Here is a 24,915-nt window from a genome sequence, read left to right on the forward strand (position 1 = left end):
GCGGCCGGTCCGAAGCGATCAGCACTCCTCCGTGGCAGCGTGCCCGGAGTCGAAAGGACACCACCCCTGTGACTGACACCACCGACCGCGCCTCGAGCGCGGCCGCATCACCCGACCTGACCACCCTGAAGCTCCCGCAGCTGCAGCAGCTCGCCACCGAGCTCGGCATCTCCGGCGTCTCCAAGCTCCGCAAGGGCGACCTGCTCGCGGCCATCGTGGCGAACCAGGGCGGCGACGGCGCCGCCGCGGTCGCGCCCGAGCTCGAGCCGGCCCCCGAGGCCGCGCCGCAGAGCGCCCCGCGCGCGGACGAGATCCCCGCTCCCACGAGCCTCGACGAGCTCGAGCTGCCGCTCGGCCGCACCGAGCCCGCCACCCGGCGCGGCTCGCGTCGCGTGACGAGCGGCTCGGTCGTGACGGCCGCACCCACGGCCCAGCCCGAGGCCGAGACCGAGGCTGCAGCGGAGGGCGCCCCCACGGGTGGCCGCCGCTCCGCCCGCGACCACGCCGCGGGCGCCGCGGCCGGCGTCGAGGTCGCCCCCGAGGCCGACGGCGCGAGCAGCGCCGAGCCGACCGTCGAGGGCGGCGAGCGCGACGCCGAGCAGGCCGGCGACGACGAGATCGGCGGTGGCCGCGGCCGCAACCGCAACCGCAACCGACGCAACCGCGAGCGCAACCAGAACGGCCAGAACGGCCAGCAGAACCAGAACGGGCAGCAGGCCCAGAACGGTCAGCAGAGCTCGGGCGCCCAGCAGGCCGACAAGGCCGAGCAGGGCGAGCAGCAGGGCGGTCGCTCGAACGCCCGCGGCGGCCAGCCCGCGCAGCAGGCCGACGACGCCGAGGGCCGCGGTCGCGGTCGCGGCCGTGACCGCAAGCGCGGTCGCGGGCCCGCCGGCGACGAGCTCGAGCCCGAGATCAGCGACGACGACGTGCTCATCCCCGTCGCGGGCATCCTCGACGTGCTCGACAACTACGCCTTCGTGCGCACCACGGGCTACCTGCCCGGCCCGAGCGACGTCTACGTCTCGCTCGGCCAGGTGAAGAAGTACCACCTGCGCAAGGGCGACGCGGTCGTCGGCGCGATCCGCCAGCCTCGTGAGGGCGAGAACCAGGGCCGCCAGAAGTACAACGCCCTCGTCTCGATCGACTCGATCAACGGCCAGTCGGTCGAGGAGGCGGCGAGCCGCGTCGAGTTCGGCAAGCTCACCCCCCTCTACCCGCAGGAGCGCCTGCGGCTGGAGACCGAGCCGCAGAAGCTGTCGACGCGCATCATCGACCTCGTCGCACCGATCGGCAAGGGTCAGCGCGGCCTCATCGTCTCGCCGCCCAAGGCCGGCAAGACGCTCGTGCTGCAGGCCATCGCGAACGCGATCGCGAAGAACAACCCCGAGGTGCACCTCATGGTCGTGCTCGTCGACGAGCGCCCCGAAGAGGTCACCGACATGCAGCGCTCGGTGAAGGGCGAGGTCATCGCCTCGACCTTCGACCGCCCCGCCGAGGATCACACGACGGTCGCCGAGCTCGCCATCGAGCGCGCGAAGCGCCTGGTCGAGCTCGGCCACGACGTCGTCGTGCTGCTCGACTCGATCACCCGCCTGGGCCGCGCGTACAACGTGACGGCGCCGACGAGCGGGCGCATCCTCTCGGGCGGTGTCGACTCGGCCGCGCTGTACCCGCCGAAGCGCTTCTTCGGCGCTGCGCGCAACATCGAGGATGGCGGCTCGCTCACCATCCTCGCCACCGCGCTCGTTGAGACCGGCTCGAAGATGGACGAGGTGATCTTCGAGGAGTTCAAGGGCACCGGCAACATGGAGCTGCGTCTCTCGCGCCAGCTCGCCGACAAGCGCATCTTCCCGGCTGTCGACATCTCGGCCTCCGGCACGCGCCGCGAGGAGATGCTGCTCGGCGCCGAGGAGGTCAAGGTGACCTGGCGCCTGCGTCGCGCGCTCGCCGGCCACGACCCTCAGCAGTCGCTCGAGGTCGTGCTGGGCAAGCTGAAGGAGACGCAGTCGAACGTCGAGTTCCTCGTGCAGATCCAGAAGGCGCTGCCGCAGGCCGACCGCAGCCAGCCCGCCCACAAGGAGGACTGATCGCGGGGGCCCTCGGGCCCCCGCCGTCATGAGGAGAGACCCCCATGTTCGACTCCGTCGCCGGCCTCATCGCCGAGCACGAGGCCCTGCAGGAGCAGCTCGCCGACCCGGCGGTGCACGCCGACGCCGCGCGGGCGAAGAAGCTCAACCGGCGCTACGCCGAGCTCAGCCAGATCGTGCACGCGCACAGCACCTGGCAGCAGGCGCAGGACGACCTCGCCGCCGCGCGGGAGCTCGCGAAGGAGGACGAGGCCTTCGCCGAGGAGGTGCCCGCCCTCGAGGAGAAGGTCGTTGCGTCGCAGGAGAAGCTGCGCCGGCTGCTGATCCCGCGCGACCCTGACGACGGCCGCGACGTGATCATGGAGATCAAGGGCGGCGAGGGCGGCGAGGAGTCGGCGCTCTTCGCGGCCGATCTCCTGCGCATGTACTCGTACTACGCGGAGTCGCGCGGCTGGAAGGTCGAGATCCTCGACTCCACGCAGAGCGACATGGGCGGCTACAAGAACGTGCAGGTCGCCATCAAGTCGAACGCGACCGACCCGGCGCAGGGCGTCTGGGCGAGCATGAAGTACGAGGGCGGCGTGCACCGCGTGCAGCGCGTGCCGGCGACCGAGTCGCAGGGGCGCATCCACACCTCGACGACGGGCGTGCTCGTCTTCCCCGAGGTCGATGAGCCGGAGGAGGTCGAGATCAACCAGAACGACCTTAAGATCGACGTCTTCCGCTCCTCGGGCCCCGGCGGGCAGAGCGTCAACACGACCGACTCGGCCGTGCGCATCACGCACCTCCCGACCGGCATCGTCGTGTCGATGCAGAACGAGAAGAGCCAGATCCAGAACCGCGAGGCCGCGATGCGCGTCCTGCGCGCCCGCATCCTGGCCAAGCAGCAGGAGGAGCTCGAGGCGGCCGCGAGCGATGCCCGCAAGAGCCAGATCCGCGGCATGGATCGCTCCGAGCGCATCCGCACCTACAACTTCCCCGAGAACCGCATCGCCGACCACCGCACGGGCTACAAGGCCTACAACCTCGACCAGGTGATGAACGGCGCGATCGGGCCCGTCATCGAGTCGTGCATCCAGGCCGACGAGGAGGCCCGGCTCGCGGCGCTCGGCGAGGGCGCGGCCTGAGCCAGGGCATCCGCGCATGACGACGCTCGACGCCCTGCGGCGCGAGGCGATCGACGCGCTCGCGGCCGCCGGCGTGCCCGGTCCGGAGGTCGACGCCGACCTGCTCATCGGTCACGTGCTCGGTCTGTCGCGCGGCGCCGTGCAGGCCCGTGCGGTCGTGCGCGCCGAGGTCTGGGCCGACGACGAGGCGGCGATCCGCGCGGCCATCGCCCGGCGGGCCACCCGCGAGCCGGTGCAGCACATCACCGGGCTCGCCCCGTTCCGCTCGCTCGAGCTCGCGGTCGGCCCCGGCGTCTTCGTGCCGCGCCCCGAGACCGAGTTCGTGGTGCAGTTCGCGATCGACGCCCTCGCGCTCGTGCCGAGTGCCGAGCCGCTCGCGGTCGACCTCGGCTCCGGCAGCGGCGCGATCGCCCTCGCGATGGCGACGGAGGTGCCGCACGCCCGCGTGGTCGCCGTCGAGCGGTCGGCGGATGCGCTGCCCTGGACGGCCCGCAACATCGAGCGCCTCGGCGACGGCCGCGTGCGCCTGGTCGAGGGCGACCTGGCCGACGCGCTGCCCGAGCTCGACGGCCGCGTGGATGTCGTCGCCTCGAACCCCCCGTACATCCCGCTCGCGGCCGTGCCCCGCGACCCCGAGGTGCGTCTCTACGATCCGCCCGCGGCGCTGTACTCGGGGGAGGACGGCCTGGATGCCGTGCGCGCCCTGTCGAGGACGGCCCGCCGCCTGCTGCGCGAGGGCGGCACCCTCGTCATCGAGCACGGTGAGCTGCAGGCCGCCGCGATCGCCGCGATCCTCCGCGCCGACGGCTTCACGGCCATCGCGTGCCACCGCGACCTGCTCGGCCGCGACCGCGCGACGACTGCGCGCCGCTGAGCCGCGCAGCGCGCCGAGGCGCTGACCGGCGCCACGCGCCTCAGGCCGCGGCGGCCTCGGCCGCGAAGGCCTCGACCGCCGCGAGCAGCCCGGCCGCATCGCGGTAGAGGTGCGCGGTGATGCCGATCGACGCGGCGCCCTCGACGTTCTCGAGCCGGTCATCCGTGAAGAAGGTGTCCTGCGCCGCCGCGCCGTAGTGGGCGAGCACGTTGCGGTAGACCTGCGGGTCGGGCTTGCGCGCGCCGAACGCCGCCGAGGCGTGCATGTTCTCGCGCCCCATGATCGATACCAGCTCGGGCGCGACCTCGTGCAGGTGCTCGTGGATGAGGATGCCGTTGTTGGTCAGCAGCGCGACCCGCCCCAGTTCGCTCGCGCGGCGCACGGCGTCGAGCGCGGCCGGGCGCGGCTGGGTGGCGCGCGAGCGGATGCGCACCCACTCCTCGCGGGGGATGTCCGCGCCGATCGCGTCGTTGACCGCGGCCAGGTAGGCCTCGGGCGTCGACGGCGTGCCCGCCTCGGCCTGCCACTCCAGCCCGCTGATCCACCACCGGCGCCGCAGCTCGTGCAGGTCGTGCCCGGTGATCGCCGTGAGGTCGGCCATGCGCGTGCGCCAGTCGTAGTCGTAGAGCACGTCGTCCATGTCGAACAGGAAGAGCAGGGTCATGCGCGTGAGGTGTCCCGATCGGTCGGCGGGGGAGGGCGCCGCGGGCGGCGGCCCCTCCAGCATGCCCCACTACGATGAACGCATCATGACCACCGTGTTCGACTGCTCGGTCGAGGCCGAGCTCCTCGCGGGCCTGCGGGCGGCGCGCGGCGCCATCGGGCGGGGCGAACTGGTGGTCATCCCGACCGACACGGTCTACGGCGTCGCCGCCGACGCCTTCCGCGCGGAGGCCGTGCAGCGGCTGCTCGACGCGAAGCAGCGGGGTCGCGACGCACCGCCGCCGGTGCTCATCCCGGGCATCCCGACGCTCGCCGCGCTCGCCGAGACCGTGCCGCCGGAGGTCGAGGCTCTCGTCGCGGCCTTCTGGCCCGGCGCCCTCACCGTCATCGTCGAGGCCCGCGAGTCGCTCGTGTGGGATCTCGGCGAGACCCGCGGCACCGTCGCGCTGCGCATGCCCGACCATCGGCACGCGCTGCACCTGCTGGCCGACACCGGCCCCCTGGCCGTCTCGAGCGCCAACATCAGTGGGATGCCCGCCGCCCGCACCGCGCAGGAGGCCCTCGACATGCTCGGCGACCGCGTCGCGGTGTACCTGGATGGCGGCCCGGTCGGCGCGAGCGCCGACGCGAGCCGCGACCCGGGCTCGACGATCGTCGACGCGACGAGCCTGCACCTGCCCGAGGGCCGACTGCGGATCGTGCGCGAGGGCGCCATCCCCGCGAGCGAGATCGCTCGACTCGTCGGCGCGGAGCGCGTCGCGTGACCTTCTACGCGCTCGTCGCGCTCATCGCGGCCGTCATCAGCTTCGGCGCCTCGTGGGCCGTCTGGGGCCTGAGCCATCGCTTCAAGCTCTACCCGGGCATCCGCGAGCGCGACGTGCACACGACGCCGACGCCGCGCCTGGGCGGTATCGCGATCGTCATTGGCATCGTCGCCTCGCTCGGGATCGCCTCGCAGATCAGCTGGTTCGACCTCGTCTTCGCCGACCCCTTCCCGATCATCGCCATCGTCGCCTCGGCGCTCGTCATGCTCGCGATCGGCGTCGTCGACGACCTGTACGACCTCGACTGGATGACCAAGCTCGCCAGCCAGCTGCTCGTCGCGGGGTTCCTGGCGTGGTCGAGCCTGCAGATCACCTCCCTGCCGATCGGCCCGGACGGCGGCATCGCGTTGCTCTCGCCGACGGTGTCGCTCGTCATCACGGTCTTCGCCGTCGTGCTCGTGATGAACGCGGTCAACTTCATCGACGGGCTCGACGGGCTCGTCGCGGGCGTCACGATCATCGCTGGCAGCGTGTTCTTCATCTACAGCTACCTGCTGTCGATCGACACGGCGCAGACCGCGTTCAACCTCGCCTCGCTCGTCATGGCGGTGCTGCTGGGCGCGACGGCGGGGTTCCTGCCCTTCAACTGGCACCCCGCCAAGATCTTCATGGGCGACGGCGGCGCGCTCGTGGTCGGCATGCTCATGGCGGTCTCGACGATCTCGGTCACCGGGCAGATCGACCCCGGCATCGACCGCGGTCAGCTCGTGCCGGCGTTCATCCCGTTGCTGCTGCCGTTCGCGGTGCTCATCGTGCCGTTGCTCGACTTCGGGCTCGCGGTGCTGCGTCGCCTGCGCGCCGGCAAGTCGCCGTTCAGCGCCGACCGGCTGCACCTGCACCACCGGCTGCTCGACATGGGGCACTCGCACTTCCACGCCGTGCTGATCTTCTACGGCTGGACGGCCGTGGTCGCCCTCGGCACCCTGCTGTTCATGTTCGTGCCGTGGTGGTGGGCGCTCACGGCGGTCGTGCTCGGCCTCGTGCTCTGCGCCGCCGTGACGCTCGCCCCGCTCAGCGCGCGCAAGCGCGCCGAGGCCGCCGCCCAGTCGAGCCCCGACGAGCACGGCCCGCTCGCGCGCTTCGACCCGCTCGACGCCGCCGCGCCCCCGGTCGACACCGACTTCGACGAGCACGACCCCGTCTTCGACACCCTGACCCGAGCCCGACGCCAGCCCGAGGAGTCCCGATGACCGCCCCCGATCCGCGCCCCCGCTCGACCGCCGCGCCCGCGCTGCGGCTCTCGCTCGTCTACGGGGCGTCGCTGAGCGCGGCCATCGCGATCGTCGCGAGCGTCGTCGGCGCGCTCGTCGCGGAGCTGCCGGGGCTGCTGAGCGGGCTCATCGGCGCGGGCATGGGCTTCGTGTTCCTCGCCGTGACCGCGGCCAGCATCCTGCTCGCCGACCGGCTGACGAAGGGCGACCTGCTCTCGCCGGCCTATTTCGGCACCGTGCTCGGGGCGTGGCTGCTGAAGTTCGCGCTCTTCCTCGTGCTCGTCTTCACGCTGCGAGACGCGCCCTTTATCGACCCGACGGTGCTCTTCGTCACGCTCGTCGTCGCGGTGCTCGGGGGGCTCGTCGTCGACCTCGTCGCGGTGTCCCGCGCCCGCGTCCCGTACGTCAGCGACCTGCCCGCGCCGCGCGCCGACTGACCGCTCCGTGAGCGCTCCCGCAGCCCGGGGGAGCGCCCGCCGTCGACGCCGATCCCGATTCGGTCGAGGCCCTCTTTCTTGATAGGGTGAGGGCATTGCCGATCGCCGCGGTGAGCCCTGCTCGTCGCCCCGATTCTGGAGACTCCCCTGAGCGCTGCCGCCCTGATCCCCCTGCTCCCGTTCGCGACCGAAGAAGGTTCCGAGGGAGGCTTCTCCGGTCCGTCGATCCTCGACTTCTTCCCGCCCGCGGTGCTCTTCGAGGGCACGCCCTTCGAGCTCAACCGCATCATGATCCTGCGCCTCGTCGTCGTGGCGCTGCTGATCCTGGTGTTCTGGCTCGGCACCCGCAAGATGCAGCTCGTCCCCGGCCGCTTCCAGGGCGCCGTCGAGATGGGCCTCGACCTCGTGCGCGTCAACATCGCGGAGGATCTGCTGGGCAAGAAGGATGGCCGCCGGTTCCTGCCGCTGCTGACCACGATCTTCTTCCTCGTGCTGTTCATGAACCTCACGGGCATCATCCCGGGCATCAACATCGCCGGCACCTCGGTGATCGGTCTGCCGCTGGTGCTCGCGATCGCCTCGTACATCGCGTTCATCTACGCGGGCCTGCGCAAGCACCCGGGTGCGTTCCTGCGCAACGCGCTCTTCCCGCCCGGCGTGCCGTGGCCGCTCTACATCATCGTCACGCCGATCGAGTTCGTCTCGATGTTCATCCTGCGCCCGATCACGCTCACGCTCCGACTGCTCATGAACATGGTCGTCGGCCACCTGCTGCTGGTGCTCTTCTTCTCGGCGTCGGCCTTCTTCATGACCGACCTCGGCGGCGGCTGGATCCTCGCCGGCGTCGGCACCCAGGTCTTTGGCATCGCCTTCACGTTCTTCGAGATCCTCGTCGCCGTGCTGCAGGCCTACGTCTTCACGCTTCTCACCGCTGTCTACCTCCAGCTAGCGCTGGCGGAAGAGCACTAAGCCGGGCCCCCCGCCCGGAACATCCAACACGGAAGGAAACACCCCTCGTGGACGCAAACACCGTTCTCGCCGAGATCAACGGCAACATCGCGACCGTCGGCTACGGCCTCGCCGCGATCGGCCCGGCCATCGGCGTGGGCATCGTCGTCGGCAAGACGATCGAGTCGGTCGCCCGCCAGCCCGAGCTGCAGGGCCGCCTGACGGTCCTCATGTACATCGGTATCGCGTTCACCGAGGCGCTCGCCTTCATCGGTATCGCGACCTACTTCATCTTCGTCTAAGGAATCGCTCGTGCTCGACGCACTCACCATCGCGGCGGAGGAGACGGTCAACCCGCTCCTTCCGGCGTGGTACGACATCGTCTACTCGATCATCCCGTTCCTGCTCGTCCTCCTCGTGTTCTGGAAGGTCGTCCTTCCGCGCATGCAGAAGACGCTCGACGAGCGCAGCGCGAAGATCGAGGGCGGCATCAAGCAGGCCGAGACGGCGCAGGCCGAGGCCAAGGCCGCGCTCGAGGAGTACAACAAGCTCCTCGCCGAGGCCCGCGCCGAGGCGTCGAAGATCCGTGAGCAGGCGCGCGTCGACGGCGGCGCCATCCTCGCCGAGCTCAAGGAGCAGGCGAACGCCGAGGCCGCCCGCATCACCGCGACGGCGCAGCAGCAGATCGAGGCCGAGCGCCAGGCCGCGCTCGTCTCCCTGCGCGCCGAGGTCGGCTCGCTCGCCCTCGACCTCGCCAGCGGCGTCATCGGTGAGTCCCTCGCCGACGACAAGCGCGCGACGGCGATGGTCGACCGCTTCCTCGCCGACCTCGAGTCCTCCGAGAAGGCGGCTAAGTAGGCATGGGATCCGCTACGAGAAGCGCCCTCGAGTCGGCCCGCTCCGCGCTGGCCGGCGCGCAGGGCATCGATCTGGCCGCCGGTGAGCAGCTGCTCCTCGCGGCGCGCACGATCGGCTCCTCGCCGCAGCTCGTAAGCGCGCTCACCGACTCGTCGGCGACGCGCGAGGCCAAGGCCGAGCTCATCGGCTCGATCTTCGGCGGACTGTCGACCTCCGCCCGAGCGCTGCTCGAGGGCATGGTGGCCGACCGCTGGTCGAGCGGCGACGACCTGCTCGCCGGCATCGAGGAGATCGGCATCCGTGCCGTCGCCGCCTCGGCGCCGGCCGGCGTCTCGGTCGAGAGCGAGCTGTTCGCCTTTGGCCGCGCCGTCGCATCGGATGCCGAGCTCGAGCTCGCGATCGGCAGCAAGCGCGGCGATGCCGCCGGCAAGCTGTCGCTCGTGCAGGGGCTCCTCGGCGGCTCGGCGAGCCCCCAGACCGTCGCGATCGCCGGTCACCTCGTGCAGCAGCCGCGCGGCCGCCGCATCGGCGCGCTCGTGCGCGAGGGCGCCGAGCTCGTCGCCGACGCCGCGGGCAAGGGCGTCGCGACGGTGACCGTCGCGCGCGCCCTCACCGATGCGCAGCGCGAGGCGATCGCCGCGAGCCTGCAGCGGCGCTACGGCCGGGCCTTCACGATCAACCAGGTCGTTGATCCCGCCGTCATCGGCGGCGTGCGCGTCCAGGTCGGCGACGAGGTCATCGACGGCAGCGTCGCGGCCCGCCTGACCGAACTCAAGCTCCGGCTGGCCGGCTAGGCCTTCGCCGTCACACCAGAACGGGCTCCGATCGAGCTCGAACGAAAAGGGAAGAACATGGCAGAACTGACGATCAGCCCGGACGAGATCCGCGACGCGCTGAAGAACTTCGCCAAGAGCTACGCTCCCGGCGCCGCGGCCGCGACCGAGGTCGGCCGGGTCACCGACGCCGCCGACGGCATCGCGCACGTCGAGGGCCTGCCGAGCGTCATGGCCAACGAGCTCATCCGCTTCGCCGACGGCACGCTGGGTCTGGCCCAGAACCTCGACGAGAACGAGATCGGCGTCGTCGTGCTCGGCGAGTTCACCGGCATCGAGGAGGGCATGGAGGTCACCCGCACGGGTGAGGTGCTCTCGGTGCCCGTGGGCGACGGGTACCTCGGCCGCGTGGTCGACCCGCTCGGCTCGCCGATCGACGGCCTCGGCGACATCGCCTCGGAGGGCCGTCGCGCCCTCGAGCTCCAGGCGCCCGGCGTCATGCAGCGCAAGAGCGTGCACGAGCCCCTGCAGACCGGCATCAAGGCCATCGACGCCATGATCCCCGTCGGCCGCGGCCAGCGTCAGCTCATCATCGGCGACCGTCAGACCGGCAAGACCGCGATCGCGATCGACACGATCATCAACCAGAAGGCCAACTGGGAGTCGGGCGACCCGACCAAGCAGGTGCGCTGCATCTACGTCGCGATCGGCCAGAAGGGCTCGACGATCGCGGCCGTGAAGGGCGCGCTCGAAGAGGCCGGCGCCATGGAGTACACGACGATCGTCGCGGCTCCCGCCTCCGACCCGGCCGGCTTCAAGTACCTCGCTCCCTACACCGGCTCGGCCATCGGCCAGCACTGGATGTACGGCGGCAAGCACGTCCTCATCATCTTCGACGACCTGTCGAAGCAGGCCGAGGCCTACCGTGCGGTGTCGCTGCTGCTCCGCCGTCCGCCGGGCCGCGAGGCCTACCCGGGTGACGTCTTCTACCTGCACTCCCGTCTGCTCGAGCGCTGTGCCAAGCTCTCGGACGACCTCGGTGCCGGCTCGATGACCGGTCTCCCGATCATCGAGACGAAGGCCAACGATGTCTCGGCGTACATCCCGACCAACGTGATCTCGATCACCGACGGTCAGATCTTCCTCCAGTCCGACCTGTTCAACGCGAACCAGCGCCCCGCGGTCGACGTCGGCATCTCGGTCTCGCGCGTCGGTGGCGACGCGCAGGTCAAGAGCATCAAGAAGGTCTCCGGCACGCTCAAGCTCGAGCTCGCCCAGTACCGCTCGCTCGAGGCGTTCGCGATGTTCGCCTCCGACCTCGACGCGGCCAGCCGCCGTCAGCTCGCCCGGGGCGCCCGCCTCACCGAGCTGCTCAAGCAGCCGCAGTACTCGCCGTACCCCGTCGAGGAGCAGGTCGTCTCGATCTGGGCCGGCACCAAGGGCAAGCTCGACTCGATCGACGTCGACGACGTGCTGCGCTTCGAGGCCGAGCTGCTCGACCACCTGCGTCGCAACACCTCGATCCTCACGACGCTGCGCGAGACCAACGTGCTCGACGACGCGACCGAGGCCGAGCTCGAGAAGGCCATCGACGCCTTCGTGCTCGAGTTCCAGGGCGGCGCCGAGGGCGGTGTGCACGCCGGTCACGAGGAGTTCGACGAGACCGAGGCTGAGGACATCAACCAGGAGAAGATCGTCCGCCGCAAGCGTTAGTCGGCTCGGCGGGCTCGCCCCGAGATCGAGCGAGCCCGCCGACCGCCCCGCACCGGACATCCTCACCCCCACGACAGAAAGAGAGACATGGGAGCGCAGCTTCGGGTCTACCGGCAGAAGATCAGGTCTGCCCAGACGACCAAGAAGATCACGCGTGCGATGGAGCTCATCTCCGCCTCGCGGATCCAGAAGGCTCAGGCGCGCATGGCCGCGTCGGCGCCCTACGCTCGTGCCGTCACGCGCGCCGTCTCGGCCGTGGCGACGTACTCGAACGTCGACCACGTGCTGACGACCGAGCGCGAGAACCCGCGCCGCGCCGCCGTCGTCGTGTTCACCTCCGATCGCGGTCTCGCCGGCGCGTTCAGCTCGCAGGTCATCCGCGAGGCGAACGAGCTGCGCACCCGCCTGGAGGGCGAGGGCAAGGAGGTCGTCAACTACCTCGTCGGCCGCAAGGCCGTGCAGTACTACGCCTTCCGTCGCCGGGTCGCTGCGAAGGAGTGGATGGGCGGCACCGACCAGCCGACCTTCGAGACCGCGAAGGACATCGCCGACACGCTCGTCGACGCGTTCATCGCCGGCGGCGAGAGCGAGAGCGGCGTGGACGAGATCCACATCGTCTACAACCGCTTCGTGAACCTCGTGTCGCAGACCCCCGAGATCGTGCGCGTGCTGCCGCTCGAGGTCGTCGACGGCGTCGATGAGCCCGGCGCGAACGACGTGCTGCCGCTCTACGAGTTCGAGCCCGAGGTCGATGCGGTGCTCGACGCGCTCCTGCCGGTCTACATCGAGAGCCGCATCTTCAACGCCATGCTGCAGTCGGCCGCCTCCGAGCACGCCGCGCGTCAGAAGGCCATGAAGTCGGCCACCGACAACGCCGACAAGCTCATCCGTGAGTACACCCGCCTGGCGAACAACGCCCGCCAGGCCGAGATCACCCAGCAGATTTCCGAGATCGTGGGCGGCGCCGACGCCCTGGTCTCGGCGAAGTAACCGAGAAAAAGGGACGAACCCATGACCACGACTGCTCCGGCTGACAAGAAGACGGCGGCGACCCCCACTGCGAGCGCCGGCGTCGGCCGCATCGCGCGCGTGACGGGCCCCGTCGTCGACATCGAGTTCCCGCATGACGCGATCCCCGCGATCTACAACGCGCTGCAGACGACCATCACGATCGGCGAGGAGTCGAGTGTGCTGACCCTCGAGGTCGCCCAGCACCTCGGCGACGACCTCGTCCGCGCGATCGCGCTCAAGCCGACCGACGGTCTCGTGCGCGGCCAGGAGGTGCGCGACACCGGCGCCCCCATCTCGGTGCCCGTCGGCGACGTCACCAAGGGCAAGGTCTTCAACGTGCTCGGCGAGGTGCTCAACGGCGAGCCCGGTGCGACCGTCGAGGTCACCGAGCGCTGGCCGATCCACCGCAAGCCCCCGTCGTTCGACCAGCTGGAGTCGAAGACGCAGCTCTTCGAGACCGGCATCAAGGTCATCGACCTGCTCACCCCGTACGTGCAGGGTGGCAAGATCGGCCTCTTCGGCGGTGCGGGCGTCGGCAAAACTGTCCTCATCCAGGAGATGATCCAGCGCGTCGCGCAGGACCACGGCGGTGTGTCGGTGTTCGCCGGCGTCGGCGAGCGCACTCGTGAGGGCAACGACCTCATCCACGAGATGGAGGAGGCGGGCGTCTTCGACAAGACCGCCCTCGTCTTCGGTCAGATGGACGAGCCCCCGGGCACCCGTCTCCGCGTCGCCCTTTCGGCCCTCACCATGGCCGAGTACTTCCGCGACGTGCAGAAGCAGGACGTGCTGCTGTTCATCGACAACATCTTCCGCTTCACGCAGGCGGGCTCCGAGGTGTCGACGCTGCTCGGCCGCATGCCCTCCGCGGTGGGCTACCAGCCGAACCTCGCCGACGAGATGGGCATCCTCCAGGAGCGCATCACCTCGACCCGCGGCCACTCGATCACCTCGCTGCAGGCGATCTACGTGCCCGCCGACGACTACACCGACCCGGCCCCGGCGACGACCTTCGCGCACCTCGATGCGACGACCGAGCTGAGCCGCGAGATCGCGTCGAAGGGTCTCTACCCCGCCGTCGACCCGCTCACCTCGACCTCGCGCATCATGGACCCCCGCTACCTGGGCGAGGACCACTACCGCGTCGCGACGAGCGTCAAGGCGATCCTGCAGAAGAACAAGGAGCTGCAGGAGATCATCGCCATCCTCGGTGTCGACGAGCTCAGCGAGGAGGACAAGATCACGGTGTCGCGTGCGCGCCGGATCCAGCAGTTCCTCTCGCAGAACACCTACATGGCCAAGAAGTTCACCGGTGTCGAGGGCTCCACGGTGCCGCTCAAGGACACGATCGAGTCGTTCGACGCGATCGTGCGCGGCGACTTCGACCACGTCGCCGAGCAGGCCTTCTTCAACGTCGGCGCGATCACCGACGTCGAGGAGAAGTGGGCGCAGATCCAGAAGGAGAACGGCTGATCATGGCCGAGCTCTCCGTGAGCGTCGTCTCGGCCGACCGCGAGGTCTGGTCGGGCGCCGCGAAGCAGATCGTGGCTCGCACCACCGAGGGCGAGATCGGCATCCTGCCCGGTCACGAGCCGATCCTCGGCATCCTCAGCGCGGGCGAGGTGCGCATCACTCCGGTGAGCGGCGCGCCGATGGTCGCTCGCGCGGAGGACGGCTTCCTCTCGGTCGAGAACGACACCGTGACGATCGTCGCGGGCCAGGCGGAGCTCGTCTCCTGACGTGAGGCCACGCGACGCCCATCGTGGCGCCGGGTGGTGGGGGAGCGCGTCGTGACGACGCTCCTTCTGCCGCCGTCCGAGACCAAGCGTGACGGCGGAGCCGCGGGATCCTCCCTGGATCTCGCGGCTCTGTCGTTCCCGGAGCTCACGGATGCCCGGCGCGCCGCCCTCGACGCCCTGCGCGCCCTCGTCACGGACGACGAGGCGGCGGCTCGTGCGCTCAAGCTCTCGGCGCGCGCCGCGCCGCCCGAGATCGCGCGCAACCGTGAGGTCGAGTCGAGCCCGACGATGCCGGCGATCGACCGTTTCACCGGCGTGCTCTATGACGCGCTGGACGCCGCATCCCTCTCGCCCGCGGCCCGGGCACGGGGCGAACGGCACCTCCTCGTGCACTCGGCGCTGCTCGGTCTGGTGCGCGCGGCGGATGCGATTCCCGCCTATCGGCTCTCGCACGACTCCCGCCTGCCGGGATTGACCCTCAAGCGGCACTGGGCTCCCGGCAACGCCGAGGTGCTCGCCGCGCTCGAGGGCCCGATCCTCGATCTGCGGTCGGAGGGCTACGCGGCCTTGGGTCCGCTGCCGGAGCGGGAGGACGCCCTGTTCGTCCGCGTCGTGTCGATCGGCGACGACGGGGTCGCCCGCGCGCTCAACCACTTCAACAAGAAGGGCAAGGGCGCCTTCGTGCGTGCGCTGCTCGAGTCCGGCGACGTGCCCGAGACGGTCGAGGGCGTCATGGCTCGCGCGACGGGGCTCGGCTGGCCCCTGCGGCCGGGCGCGCAGGGCGAGCTGGAGCTCGTGGTGCCGTCGACGCTCGAGGGCTTCGCCGGCCGCTGATCGCGTCGGGCGGGATATCTCGCGCGGGCGCAGCGTGCGACCCGCGACCCCCGCCCCCGGACCGGCCACCGGCCGTCAGGGCGTCGCGCGCCAGCACCCCTTGAGGTGGTCGTCGACGAGGCCGGCCGACTGCATGAGCGCGTAGGCCGTCGTCGGGCCCACGAAGCGCAGGCCGCGGGCCTTGAGCGCGCGCGCGAGCGCCGTGGATTCCGGTGTCACGGCGGGCATCTCGGCGAGCGTCGCCGGCCGCGTCGAGCGAGGCGCTGGCGCGTGCGACCAGACGAGCACGTCGAGCGCGCCCGGTTCGTCGCGCACCCACGGGGCGATGATGCGCGCGTTCGCGATCGTGGCCTCGATTTTGGCGCGGTTGCGGATGATGCGCTCGTCGACGAGCAGCCTCGCCACGTCGGCATCGTCGAACGTCGCGACCTGCTCGGGCTCGAAACCGGCGAACGCCGCCCGGAAGCCCTCGCGGCGGCGCAGGATCGTGATCCACGACAGCCCCGACTGGAACGCTTCGAGCGAGAGCTTCTCGAACAGGGCGCGATCGCCGTGCAGCGGTCGACCCCACTCCTCGTCGTGGTAGCGGCGATACTCGGGGTCGTCGCCGACCCAGCCGCAGCGGGCGACGCCGTCGTCGTCGACCACGAGATCCGTGCGCGAGCCCATCAGCGGTGCGCGATGCCCTCGTGATCGAGCAGCCACACCTTGGTCGGCACGCCGAGCCCGGCGCTGTAGCCGGTGATGCGACGGTCGCTCGCGAGCACTCGGTGGCACGGCACGATGAGGGGCACGGGGTTCGCGCCGACGGCGCCCCCGACGGCGCGCCCCGCGGTGGCGCGCCCGGTCGCCCGGCCGAGCTCGCCATAGCTGCGGACCTCGCCGAAGGGGATCGAATCGAGCTCGGCCCAGATCGCCCGCTGGAACGCCGTGCCGGTGAGCCGCACGGGCACGTCGAACTCGCGTCGCTCACCGGCAAAGTATTCGCGCAGCTGCGCCGCGGCCAGCTCGAGCACGGCGTTGGGTGCGTCGGGCGCCTCGCCGGCGCGGAATCCCGTGGCGGCCTCGATCTCGAGCAGGGTGACGGCATCGTCGTCGCCGACGAGCAGGATGCGCCCGAGCGGCGACTCCACCACGAGGCGGGCGGCGGCGGTCTCGGCGCGCGGCGCGGGCTCCGGGGCGGCAGGGGCGGGGGCGGCCGCGGGCGAGGCGGGAGCGTGTAGGGCGGGCGGCGCGACGGGGGGTGCGGTGCTGGGCATGCGGCAAGGCTACGCGCCCCGGGCATCCGTGACCGGCGGGAATCGGCCATGGGGGAAGGGTGCGTCGCGACGACGACGGGGGAGGAGCGGTGGGGTGAGCGCAGCGGGCACTCGGCGCCCCTGCGCCAGGATGGAGGGATGAGCGAGATGACCTACCGCACCCTCGGCCGCAGCGGCCTCCGCGTCTCGAGCATCGGGCTCGGCTGCAACAATTTCGGCCGCCCCGGCAGCGCCACCGAGACCCAGGAGGGCACGTCGCGCGTGCTGCACGCCGCCCTCGATCACGGCATCACGCTGCTCGACGGCGCCGACATCTACGGCTACGCCTACGGCCGCAGCGAGACGATGATGGGCGAGGCGCTCAAGGGCCGCCGCGACGAGGTCGTGCTCGCGACGAAGTTCGGGCACGCCGACTACGACAGCCCCATCCCGCACTGGGGGGCGAAGGGCTCGCGCCGCTACATCCGCCTCGCCGTCGAGGGCAGCCTGCGCCGCCTGCAGACCGACTGGATCGACCTCTACCAGTTCCACACCCCCGACCCGGCGACGCCCCTCGAGGAGACGATCGCCGCCCTCGACGAGCTCGTCGACGAGGGCAAGATCCGCTACTTCGGGCACTCGAACTTCGCGGCCTGGCAGCTCGTCGAGGCCGACCTGCTCGCCGAGCTGCACGGCCACGAGCGCTTCGTCTCGGCGCAGAACGAGTACAGCCTGCTGACGCGCGGCGCCGACCGCGAGCTGCTGCCCGCGGCGGCGGCGAGGGGCGTCGGCGTGCTGCCGTACTTCCCGCTCTACAACGGCCTGTTCACGGGCAAGTTCACGCGCGGTGGCGGCCCCGCCGACTCGCGCATCATGCGCCAGCGCCCGCACCTGGTCGAGAACGCGCCGTGGGACCGCATGGAGGCCTACGCGGCCTTCTGCGCCGAGCGCGGGGTGGGGATGCTCGAGGCGACGGTCGCGTGGCTGCTGAGCCGCCCCGCCATCGCGAGCGTCATCGCGGGCGCCACGACCCCCGAGCAGATCGCGCAGAACGCGGCGGCGGATGCGTGGCAGCCCACCCCCGACGACCTCGCCGAGATCGAGCGCATCTTCCCGACGAACGACGTGCTGACGAGCTACTGAGCGGCGGGGCGCGAGCTACGGCGCCGGCGCCTCGACCTCGTCGCCCTCCTCGATGGGCACGAGCTCGACGTTGATCGAGCGGTTGAGCTCATCGGCTTCGGCGTTGAGCGCCTCGAGCTCGTCGAGCCCCGCGTTGTACTCGCCGACGAGCGCGTTGGTCGCGTCGAGCCGCGCCTGCAGTTCGGACTGACGGGCGATGAGCGCATCGCGGTCACGCAGGAACACCGACTGGCTCGTGTAGCCCCCTGGCCGTGCCGCGCGCTCGTTGAAGGCGGTGATGTCGGCTTCGAGGGCGGCGGCGTCGACGTCGTAGGCGGCCTGCTCGGCGTCGATGCGCGCCCCGAGGGCGGTGAGCTCGTCGCTGAGGGAGGTCAGGCGCTGCTCGAGGTCGGCGAAGACGGCGACGACCTGCGCGTTGAGTGCGGTGACGGCGCTGCGGTCGGCGAAATAGCGCGCGTAGTGCGCCTCGAGCTCGGCCGGCACGTCGGCGATCTCGCTGCCGATGATGGCGTACAGCTCGGGGATGCGCGAGCCGGGGTCGTCGGCCTCGTACGCGGCGATGCGCTCGACGAGCTCGTGCTGCGGGCCGAGCGCGGCGAAGGCCTGCTCGAGCAGCGGGGCGAGAGCATCCTGTTCGTCCGCCGTCAGGCGGTCCCACGCGGCGTGCAGCATCTCGTGCGCGGCGACGACGGGCTCGAGCGCGGCGAGCTCGGCGTTCTCGACGTCGTAGAGGTAGATGCGGCCGTCGGCGAGGGTGTAGCAGCCGAGCACGCCGATGCCGGGCTCGTCGCGCGAGCAGAACTCGTCGAAGCGGTCGGGCTCGACGATGCGCGCGAAGCTCACGTGCAGCAGCTCGACGCCCTCCCTGCTGAGGCCTGCGCGGTCGGCGTAGGCGGCGACGGTCGCGTCGAGGTCGGTCGTCAGCAGCGTGACGCGGTCGGCCACGATGCGCGGGTTCGCGGCGGCCCAGGCGCCGGCGGCGATGACGCCCAGCTGGGCCCCGATCGCGAGCGTGGCGAGGCCGATGAGGATGCCCCGGCCGACTCGCGATCGCCGGCGGCGGCGGTGCGCGGGCGCGGTCTCACTCACGGCACCACGCTACCCGCGGGCGTGAGCTCAGCCGGCGAGGACGGCGATGGCGGCGTTGAGTGTCGTCGCGTAGAGCACCCACAGCCAGTACGGCACGAGCAGGGCGGCGGCCGTCCGGCTGACGTCGCCGAAGCGGATGATCGTCGCGAGCACCGCGAAGTCGAGGGCGACGATGATGCCGAGCGCGATCCACAGCCCCGGCCCGCCGATGAGCGCGCCGAGGCCGAAGAAGGCGGGGCTCCAGGCCGCGTTGAGGGCGAGCTGCACGCCGTACACGGTGAGCGCGCGCGAGCGATCCCGGCTGGCGGGGCGCCGCCAGACGAGCCACGCCGCGACGGACATCGCGAGGTACAGCACCGTCCACACCGGGCCGAACGCCGCGTTCGGCGGCGTCCACATCGGCTTGGCGGCCTCCGCGTACCAGCCCTCGATCGCGGGCTGGCTGACGATCGCGCCGACTCCGCCGACGAGCAGGGAGAGCGCGAGGAAGCCGAGGAGGGCAGCGCCGGAGCGGAGGGCGGAGCGGTCGCCGACGGCGGTGGTCGCCGTGCGCGTCTGGGTCATCCGGCCTCCTTCCCGCAGGGAACAGTAGGTCGGGATGCTCCGAGGCTCCTGCGCGTGGCCTGGGCGCGAGCGCACCCCCCTTCGCGCAGAGCGTGTCGGGGAGGCTCAGTGGCCGACGAGCGGCCCCATCGCCTTGGCGATGAGCGACGGCCGCCCGGTGAGGCGCTCCTCGACGTCGGCGGTCGTCATCGCGACGAGGCCGGCGTTCGCGCCGAGGAAGCGCAGCGGCTCCGGCTCCCACGAGGGGGAGCGGTGCCCGACCCACGGCAGTCGCGTGAGCGGGGTGTCGGCGCCCGTGACGAGGTCGGCGAGCGTGCGGCCGGCGAGGTTCGTCGTCGCCAAGCCGTCGCCCACGTAGCCGCCGGCGCCGCCGAGGCCCGTCGTGGGGTCGTAGACGACGCTCGCGTGCCAGTCGCGGGGCACGCCGAGCGGCCCGCCCCACGTGTGGCTGACCTCGAGCTCGGGCAGCTGGGGGAAGAGCTCCTGCACGGTGCGCCGCAGGTGGTCGAAGACCCGCTGCACGCGGTCGTACTCGGGCCGGATCGCGCTGCCGAAGTGGTACCGCGCACCACGCCCCCCGAAGGCGATGCGGTCATCCGCGGTGCGCTGCCCGTAGATGACGAGGTGCCGGCCGTCGGCGAAGGTCTGCCCGTGCTCGATGCCCATCTCGTCCCAGACGGCAGCGGGCAGCGGCTCGGTGGCGAGCATGAGCGAGTACAGGGGCAGGATGCGGCGCCGCGACTGCGCGACGCTCGCCCCGTACCCCTCGAGGGCCGCGATCACGTGGCGGGCCCGCACGCGGCCGCGGGTGGTCTCGACCACCCCCGGCGCCCACGCGGTCACCTCGGTGCCCTCGAAGATCGTCGCGCCGCGCGCCTCGACGATGCGGGCCAGGGAGCGCGTGAGTCGAGCAGGGTGCACGCGGGCGCAGGCCGGGTCGTAGACGGCGCCGCGGGCGTGCGAGGCGCGCACGCGCTCGGGCCCCCACAGCTCGAGGGCGTCGGTGCCGAACGCCCGCGCCTGCTCGACCTCGCGGCGGGCATCCGCCCACTGGGAGGCCGAGCGCGCGAAGACGACGGTGCCGCCCCTGACGTAGTGCGCGTCGATGCCCTCGTCGGCGATGACGCGGCCGACCTCGTCGACCGTGTCGACCATCGCGCGGCGCATCGCCGCGGCCGCCTCGCGACCGTGCCGCTGCTCGAGCGAGGCCGCCGAGCGCGGGAACAGCGCCGAGACCCAGCCGCCGTTGCGGCCGGAGGCGCCGAAGCCTGCGATGCGCTTCTCGAGCAGCACGATGCGCAGGTTCGGGTCGCGGCGCTGCAGCTCGTAGGCCGTCCAGAGCCCGGTGAGGCCCGCGCCGATGATGGCGACGTCGGCGTCGAGGTCGCCCGGCAGCGGCGGGCGCGGCGACAGGTCGTCGCCGGCCGTCGCGTGCCAGAGACTCAGCTGCGCGTAGTGCTGCGCGCTGTGCTCGGGCGCGCGCGGCGCTACAGGCGCGCCCACGCCTCGGTCAGCACCTTCCGCAGGATCCCCTCGATCTCGTCGAACTCGGCCGGGCCGATCGTGAGCGGCGGGGCGAGCTGGATGACGGGGTCGCCTCGGTCGTCGGCGCGGCAGTACAGGCCGGCGTCGAACAGCGCCTTGGAGAGGAAGCCGCGCAGCAGGCGCTCGGACTCGTCGGCGTCGAAGGTCGCCTTCGTCGCCTTGTCCTTCACGAGCTCGATGCCGAAGAAGTAGCCCTCGCCTCGCACGTCGCCGACGATCGGGAGATCCTTCAGGCGCTCGAGGGCGGCCCGGAACTTCGGCGAGTTCTCGCGGACGTGCTCGAGGATGCCCTCCTCCTCCATGATGGCGAGGTTCTCGAGGGCGACCGCCGCCGAGACCGGATGCCCGGCGAAGGTGTACCCGTGGTAGAACGCCGTCTGCCCGTGCTTGAACGGCTCGTAGAGGCGGTCGCTCACGATCATCGCGCCGAGCGGCGAGTAGCCGGAGGTGAGGCCCTTGGCGCTCGTGATGATGTCGGGCACGTAGCCGAGCGCGGTGCAGGCGAACATCTCGCCGATGCGGCCGTAGGCGCAGATGACCTCGTCGCTGACGAGCAGCACGTCGTACTGGTCGCAGATCTCGCGCACGCGCTGGAAGTAGCCGGGGGGCGGCGGAAAGCAGCCGCCGGAGTTCTGCACGGGCTCGAGGAACACCGCGGCGACGGTGTCGGGCCCCTCGAAGAGGATGGCCTCCTCGATGCGGTTGGCGGCCCACTGGCCGAACTCCTCGAGCGAGCCGTGGAAGCCCATCTCCTCTGCGCGGTAGTAGTTCGTGTTCGGCACGCGGAAGCCGCCCGGCGTCAGGGGCTCGAACATCTCCTTCATGCCGGGGATGCCGGTGATCGCGAGGGCGCCCTGCGGGGTGCCGTGGTACGCGATCGAGCGGGAGATGACCTTGTGCTTCATCGGCTTGCCGGTGAGCTTGAAGTACTGCTTGGCGAGCTTCCACGCCGACTCGACGGCCTCGCCGCCGCCGGTGGTGAAGAACACGCGGTTGAGGTCGCCGGGGGCGTAGTCGGCGAGCTTGTCGGCGAGCTCGATCGCCGTCGGGTGCGCGTACGACCACAGCGGGAAGAACGCGAGCTCCTCCGCCTGCCTGCGGGCGGCCTCGGCGAGCCGCTCGCGCCCGTGCCCGACCTGCACGACGAAGAGGCCGGAGAGACCGTCGATGTACTGCTTGCCGTGCGAGTCGTACACGTGGTGGCCCTCGCCGCGCACGATGATCGGCACGCCGTTGCCGGCCTCCATGCCGCTCTGGCGCGCGAAGTGCATCCACAGGTGGTCCTTCGCCATCTGCTGCAGCGCGACCTCGCGGTCGGGCTCGACGGCACCGGGCAGGGGCCCGGCCGTGGTCGCGGCGTGGGCGTCGTGCGAGGCCTCGTGGGCCTGCTCGGTCTTCTTCTTGGATCGGGTGAAGAGTGTCATCGTGTTCCCCAGTTGTAGAACTGCTTGAGCAGTCGTAGATAGACGAAGGTCTCGGTGCTCTGCACGCCCTCGATGCCGCGGATCTGCTTGTTCAGCAGCTCGATGAGGTCGTCGTCGTTTTCGCACACGACCTCGGCCATGATGTCGAAGCTGCCGGCGGTGAGCACGACGTAGTCGACGGCCGGGATGCGCGAGAGGGTCTCGGCGACGCTCGTGGTGTCGCCGCTCACGCGGATGCCGATCATCGCCTGCCGGTAGAAGCCGAGCTGCATCGGGTCGGTGACGGCCACGACCTGCATGACCCCCGACTCGGTGAGCTTCTGCACGCGCTGCCGCACGGCCGCCTCGCTCAGGCCGACCGCCTTGCCGATCTCGGCGTAGGAGCGCCGCCCGTCGTCCTGCAGCTGCTCGATGATCGCCTTGCTGACGTCATCGAGCTGCACGGGCTTGGAGCGGGCTGCCATGGAGCGATTCTGACAGTGATCGACCGGATAGGCAAGCGAATCCGCACCCTGAAGCCGATTCGGGCAACGGAATCCGTCGAATCATGCGTGGATTCCTGCGCGTGCTGGCGCTACAGTTCCGGACATGAGCGTTCCCACTCTCCGCAACGTCATCGACGGCCGTTCGGTCGACAGCAGCGCCGACGAGGGTCTCGACCTCGTCGACCCCGCCACCGAGGAGGTCTACGCGCGGGCGCCCATCAGCACGCCGGGGGAGATCGACGCGGCCTATCGCGCCGCAGACAAGGCCTTCGCGCACTGGGGCCGCACGACGCCGGCCGAGCGGCAGCTCGCGCTCTTCCGGCTCGCCGACGCCCTCGCCGAGCGCGCCGAGGAGTTCGCCGACCTCGAGTCGCAGGACACGGGCAAGCCCCGCGCGACCCTCGTCGCCGACGAGATCGACCAGTCGGTCGACCAGCTGCGCTTCTTCGCGGGCGCCGCGCGCGACCTCACCGGGCGCTCCGCGGGTGAGTACCTCGCCGGGCACACCTCGTACGTGCGCCGCGAGCCCATTGGCGTGATCGGCCAGGTGACGCCCTGGAACTACCCGCTCAACATGGCCATCTGGAAGATCGCCCCGGCGATCGCCGCCGGCAACACGGTCGTGCTCAAGCCCAGCGACACGACGCCGCAGTCGACCGTGCGTCTCGCCGAGCTCGCGGCCGAGCACCTGCCCGCCGGTGTGCTCAACGTCGTCATGGGCGACCGCAGCACGGGTGCGGCCCTGCTGCAGCATCCGACCCCCCAGATGGTCGCGATCACCGGCTCGGTGCGCGCCGGCATGGAGGTCGCGAAGGCCGCCGCGAGCGACCTCAAGCGCGTGCACCTCGAGCTCGGCGGCAAGGCTCCCGCGCTCGTCTTCCCCGACGCCGACCCCGAGAAGGTGGCCGAGGGCCTCGTGCTCGCCGGCTACTTCAACGGCGGGCAGGACTGCACGGCGGCCACCCGCGTCATCGTGCACGAGTCGGTGCACGATGAGGTTGTCGCGGCGCTCGCCGCCCGGGCGAGGTCGCACGGCCGCACGGGCGCGCCGCACGAGGAGGGCATCCTCTACGGCGCCCTCAACAACGCCGCCCAGCTCGAGCGCGTGAGCGGCATCGTCGACCGGCTGCCCTCGCACGCCGACATCGTCACCGGCGGTCGGCGCCAGGGCGAGAAGGGGTACTTCTACGAGGCGACGATCGTCACCGGCATGCGCCAGGACGACGAGGCGGTGCAGGAGGAGATCTTCGGGCCCGTGCTCACGGTGCAGACCTTCCGCGACGAGGCCGAGGCGCTCGCCCTCGCGAACGGCGTGCGGTACGCGCTCGCCGCCTCGGTCTGGACGAACGATCACGCCCGCGCCATGCGCCTCAGTCGCGACCTCGACTTCGGCTGCGTCTGGATCAACACGCACATCCCGTTCGTGTCGGACATGCCGCACGGCGGGTTCAAGCACTCCGGCTACGGCAAGGACCTCTCGCACTACGGCTTCGAGGACTACACGCGCCTCAAGCACGTCATGTCGTTCCTCGGCGAGTGACGCTCGTCGCGGCGGGCGGGGGAGCGCTCCCGCCCGCCGTCGCCGAGCGCGCTAGTTTGGTCCGCATGGGGGAGCTCGAGGGGGATGCCGACGACACGGTGATCCGTCGGCGGGCTCCCGGGGCCCCCGCCCCCGATCGCGACCAGGGCGCGCCGCCCGTCGAGCACGACGCCCTCGCCGCCGACGCGGCGGGCGACGACACGATCATCCGCCTCGTCGAGCCGTTCCTGCCGGCGCGCGGTCGCGCCGCCGAGCGGCCCGTGCTCTTGCTCGACTCGCTGCTGCCCGGGCGCCCGCTCGACCGCCTGCCCGAGGATCACGGCGCCGGTGAGGCCGTGGCGGGTCGCGCCGACTTCGCGCTGCGCGTGCACGGCGTCGAGCAGCTCGTCCCGCTCGACGCGCCCGTCGTGATCGGGCGGCGCCCCGGCGCGAGCCGCGTGCCGGAGGTCCCCGCGCCGAAGCGCATCGTCGTCCCCGCCGATCGGCAGGGCGTCTCCGGCCGCCACGCGCGCATCGAGCAGCTCGGCGGATCGGTCGTCGTGACCGATCTCGGGTCGAGCAACGGCACCGTCGTACACTTGCCGGCGGGGCCGCTGCTGCGGCTCCGACCGGGGGAGTCGTGCGTCGTGCTCCCCGACTCGGTCGTCGACCTCGGCGACGGCATCGACATCGTCGTCGTGGCCGTCGCCCCGCGAGCGGACGAGTCGTCGTGAGACCGGCAGACGCCCGCGCGCCCCGCAGGCCCGCACCGCCGACCCCCGCCCGCCCCCGCCACCCTCGGAGCCGCC

The 24,915-nt window shown here is 71.6% G+C and carries 26 protein-coding genes; 18 read left to right on the forward strand and 8 right to left on the reverse strand.

Features of this window, described 5'->3' with window-relative positions:
- Window positions 1–68: 68 nt before the first annotated feature.
- From rho to prmC, 3 genes are read left to right on the forward strand one after another with little or no spacing between them, the layout of a single operon-like run.
- Window positions 69–2,087, forward strand: a complete 2,019-nt coding sequence (gene rho, locus ID804_RS05060) for a transcription termination factor Rho (RefSeq protein WP_169077908.1) — start codon at window positions 69–71, stop codon at window positions 2,085–2,087.
- Window positions 2,088–2,131: 44 nt separating this feature from the next.
- Window positions 2,132–3,214, forward strand: coding sequence for a peptide chain release factor 1 (gene prfA, locus ID804_RS05065; protein WP_169077909.1), 1,083 nt, complete (start codon window positions 2,132–2,134; stop codon window positions 3,212–3,214).
- Window positions 3,215–3,230: 16 nt separating this feature from the next.
- Window positions 3,231–4,088 (forward strand): peptide chain release factor N(5)-glutamine methyltransferase, encoded by an 858-nt coding sequence (gene prmC, locus ID804_RS05070; RefSeq protein ID WP_169077910.1) that lies wholly within the window; start codon window positions 3,231–3,233, stop codon window positions 4,086–4,088.
- A 40-nt stretch (window positions 4,089–4,128) separates the two neighbouring features.
- Here prmC and ID804_RS05075 read toward each other — a convergent pair whose 3' ends face one another.
- The gene (locus ID804_RS05075) at window positions 4,129–4,752 is read right to left on the reverse strand and encodes an HAD family hydrolase (protein ID WP_169077911.1); all 624 of its coding nucleotides are present in this window, start codon (window positions 4,750–4,752) and stop codon (window positions 4,129–4,131) included.
- 85 nt (window positions 4,753–4,837) lie between these two features.
- Between ID804_RS05075 and ID804_RS05080 the strand changes: the two genes are divergently transcribed.
- From ID804_RS05080 to ID804_RS05135, 12 genes are all read left to right on the forward strand, one after another.
- Window positions 4,838–5,515, forward strand: a complete 678-nt coding sequence (locus ID804_RS05080; protein WP_169077912.1) for an L-threonylcarbamoyladenylate synthase — start codon at window positions 4,838–4,840, stop codon at window positions 5,513–5,515.
- Entirely contained in the window at window positions 5,512–6,765 is a 1,254-nt protein-coding gene (locus tag ID804_RS05085) for an MraY family glycosyltransferase (protein ID WP_169077913.1), read from the forward strand. Before ID804_RS05080 ends, ID804_RS05085 begins: the two co-directional genes overlap by 4 nt.
- On the forward strand, window positions 6,762–7,223 hold the full coding sequence (locus ID804_RS05090; RefSeq protein ID WP_169077914.1) for a hypothetical protein: 462 nt from the start codon (window positions 6,762–6,764) through the stop codon (window positions 7,221–7,223). The genes ID804_RS05085 and ID804_RS05090 overlap by 4 nt, the downstream gene beginning before the upstream one ends.
- 171 nt (window positions 7,224–7,394) lie before the next feature.
- Window positions 7,395–8,192: a F0F1 ATP synthase subunit A gene (atpB, locus tag ID804_RS05095; RefSeq protein WP_223159007.1), complete on the forward strand. Its 798-nt coding sequence runs from the start codon at window positions 7,395–7,397 to the stop codon at window positions 8,190–8,192.
- A gap of 47 nt (window positions 8,193–8,239) precedes the next feature.
- A complete protein-coding gene (gene atpE / locus ID804_RS05100) occupies window positions 8,240–8,473 on the forward strand; it encodes an ATP synthase F0 subunit C (RefSeq protein WP_055860391.1) in 234 nt (77 codons plus the stop codon).
- Window positions 8,474–8,483: 10 nt separating this feature from the next.
- Window positions 8,484–9,029, forward strand: a complete 546-nt coding sequence (locus ID804_RS05105) for a F0F1 ATP synthase subunit B (protein ID WP_169077915.1) — start codon at window positions 8,484–8,486, stop codon at window positions 9,027–9,029.
- A gap of 2 nt (window positions 9,030–9,031) precedes the next feature.
- Entirely contained in the window at window positions 9,032–9,823 is a 792-nt protein-coding gene (locus ID804_RS05110) for a F0F1 ATP synthase subunit delta (protein ID WP_169077916.1), read from the forward strand.
- 57 nt (window positions 9,824–9,880) lie between these two features.
- Complete coding sequence (atpA, locus tag ID804_RS05115) at window positions 9,881–11,515, forward strand: F0F1 ATP synthase subunit alpha (protein ID WP_169077917.1); 1,635 nt, start codon at window positions 9,881–9,883, stop codon at window positions 11,513–11,515.
- 87 nt (window positions 11,516–11,602) lie between these two features.
- A complete protein-coding gene (locus ID804_RS05120; protein WP_169077918.1) occupies window positions 11,603–12,505 on the forward strand; it encodes a F0F1 ATP synthase subunit gamma in 903 nt (300 codons plus the stop codon).
- 21 nt (window positions 12,506–12,526) lie between these two features.
- Window positions 12,527–13,999 carry a F0F1 ATP synthase subunit beta gene (gene atpD / locus ID804_RS05125; protein ID WP_169077919.1) on the forward strand — a complete coding sequence of 491 codons (1,473 nt, stop codon included), beginning with the start codon at window positions 12,527–12,529 and terminating at the stop codon, window positions 13,997–13,999.
- A 2-nt stretch (window positions 14,000–14,001) separates the two neighbouring features.
- Complete coding sequence (locus ID804_RS05130) at window positions 14,002–14,265, forward strand: F0F1 ATP synthase subunit epsilon (RefSeq protein WP_169077920.1); 264 nt, start codon at window positions 14,002–14,004, stop codon at window positions 14,263–14,265.
- A gap of 51 nt (window positions 14,266–14,316) precedes the next feature.
- On the forward strand, window positions 14,317–15,099 hold the full coding sequence (locus ID804_RS05135; RefSeq protein ID WP_169077921.1) for a YaaA family protein: 783 nt from the start codon (window positions 14,317–14,319) through the stop codon (window positions 15,097–15,099).
- A 75-nt stretch (window positions 15,100–15,174) separates the two neighbouring features.
- Here the strand turns inward: ID804_RS05135 and ID804_RS05140 are convergent, their stop codons facing one another.
- Together ID804_RS05140 and ID804_RS05145 are read right to left on the reverse strand one after the other, a co-directional pair.
- Entirely contained in the window at window positions 15,175–15,768 is a 594-nt protein-coding gene (locus ID804_RS05140) for a DNA-3-methyladenine glycosylase I (protein WP_169077922.1), read from the reverse strand.
- On the reverse strand, window positions 15,768–16,358 hold the full coding sequence (locus tag ID804_RS05145; RefSeq protein ID WP_169077923.1) for a methylated-DNA--[protein]-cysteine S-methyltransferase: 591 nt from the start codon (window positions 16,356–16,358) through the stop codon (window positions 15,768–15,770). Before ID804_RS05145 ends, ID804_RS05140 begins: the two co-directional genes overlap by 1 nt.
- Before the next feature lie 138 nt (window positions 16,359–16,496).
- On the opposite strand from ID804_RS05145, the gene ID804_RS05150 reads away from it, so the two are divergent.
- Complete coding sequence (locus ID804_RS05150; protein WP_169077924.1) at window positions 16,497–17,480, forward strand: aldo/keto reductase; 984 nt, start codon at window positions 16,497–16,499, stop codon at window positions 17,478–17,480.
- A gap of 15 nt (window positions 17,481–17,495) precedes the next feature.
- Here ID804_RS05150 and ID804_RS05155 read toward each other — a convergent pair whose 3' ends face one another.
- From ID804_RS05155 to ID804_RS05175, 5 genes are all read right to left on the reverse strand, one after another.
- The gene (locus ID804_RS05155) at window positions 17,496–18,569 is read right to left on the reverse strand and encodes a hypothetical protein (RefSeq protein ID WP_169077925.1); all 1,074 of its coding nucleotides are present in this window, start codon (window positions 18,567–18,569) and stop codon (window positions 17,496–17,498) included.
- A 27-nt stretch (window positions 18,570–18,596) separates the two neighbouring features.
- Window positions 18,597–19,133: a TspO/MBR family protein gene (locus ID804_RS05160; RefSeq protein ID WP_169077926.1), complete on the reverse strand. Its 537-nt coding sequence runs from the start codon at window positions 19,131–19,133 to the stop codon at window positions 18,597–18,599.
- Between the two features lie 105 nt (window positions 19,134–19,238).
- Window positions 19,239–20,636, reverse strand: coding sequence for an NAD(P)/FAD-dependent oxidoreductase (locus ID804_RS05165; protein WP_317451179.1), 1,398 nt, complete (start codon window positions 20,634–20,636; stop codon window positions 19,239–19,241).
- The gene (locus ID804_RS05170) at window positions 20,621–21,970 is read right to left on the reverse strand and encodes an aspartate aminotransferase family protein (RefSeq protein ID WP_248276761.1); all 1,350 of its coding nucleotides are present in this window, start codon (window positions 21,968–21,970) and stop codon (window positions 20,621–20,623) included. Before ID804_RS05170 ends, ID804_RS05165 begins: the two co-directional genes overlap by 16 nt.
- 128 nt (window positions 21,971–22,098) lie before the next feature.
- Complete coding sequence (locus tag ID804_RS05175) at window positions 22,099–22,566, reverse strand: Lrp/AsnC family transcriptional regulator (protein WP_169077928.1); 468 nt, start codon at window positions 22,564–22,566, stop codon at window positions 22,099–22,101.
- 124 nt (window positions 22,567–22,690) lie between these two features.
- Between ID804_RS05175 and ID804_RS05180 the strand changes: the two genes are divergently transcribed.
- Window positions 22,691–24,127 carry an aminobutyraldehyde dehydrogenase gene (locus ID804_RS05180; protein ID WP_169077929.1) on the forward strand — a complete coding sequence of 479 codons (1,437 nt, stop codon included), beginning with the start codon at window positions 22,691–22,693 and terminating at the stop codon, window positions 24,125–24,127.
- A 65-nt stretch (window positions 24,128–24,192) separates the two neighbouring features.
- On the forward strand, window positions 24,193–24,840 hold the full coding sequence (locus ID804_RS05185; protein ID WP_188219165.1) for an FHA domain-containing protein: 648 nt from the start codon (window positions 24,193–24,195) through the stop codon (window positions 24,838–24,840).
- Window positions 24,841–24,915: the final 75 nt, after the last annotated feature.

Source organism: Microcella alkalica (genome assembly GCF_014595885.1).
Classification (GTDB): domain Bacteria; phylum Actinomycetota; class Actinomycetes; order Actinomycetales; family Microbacteriaceae; genus Microcella; species Microcella alkaliphila_B.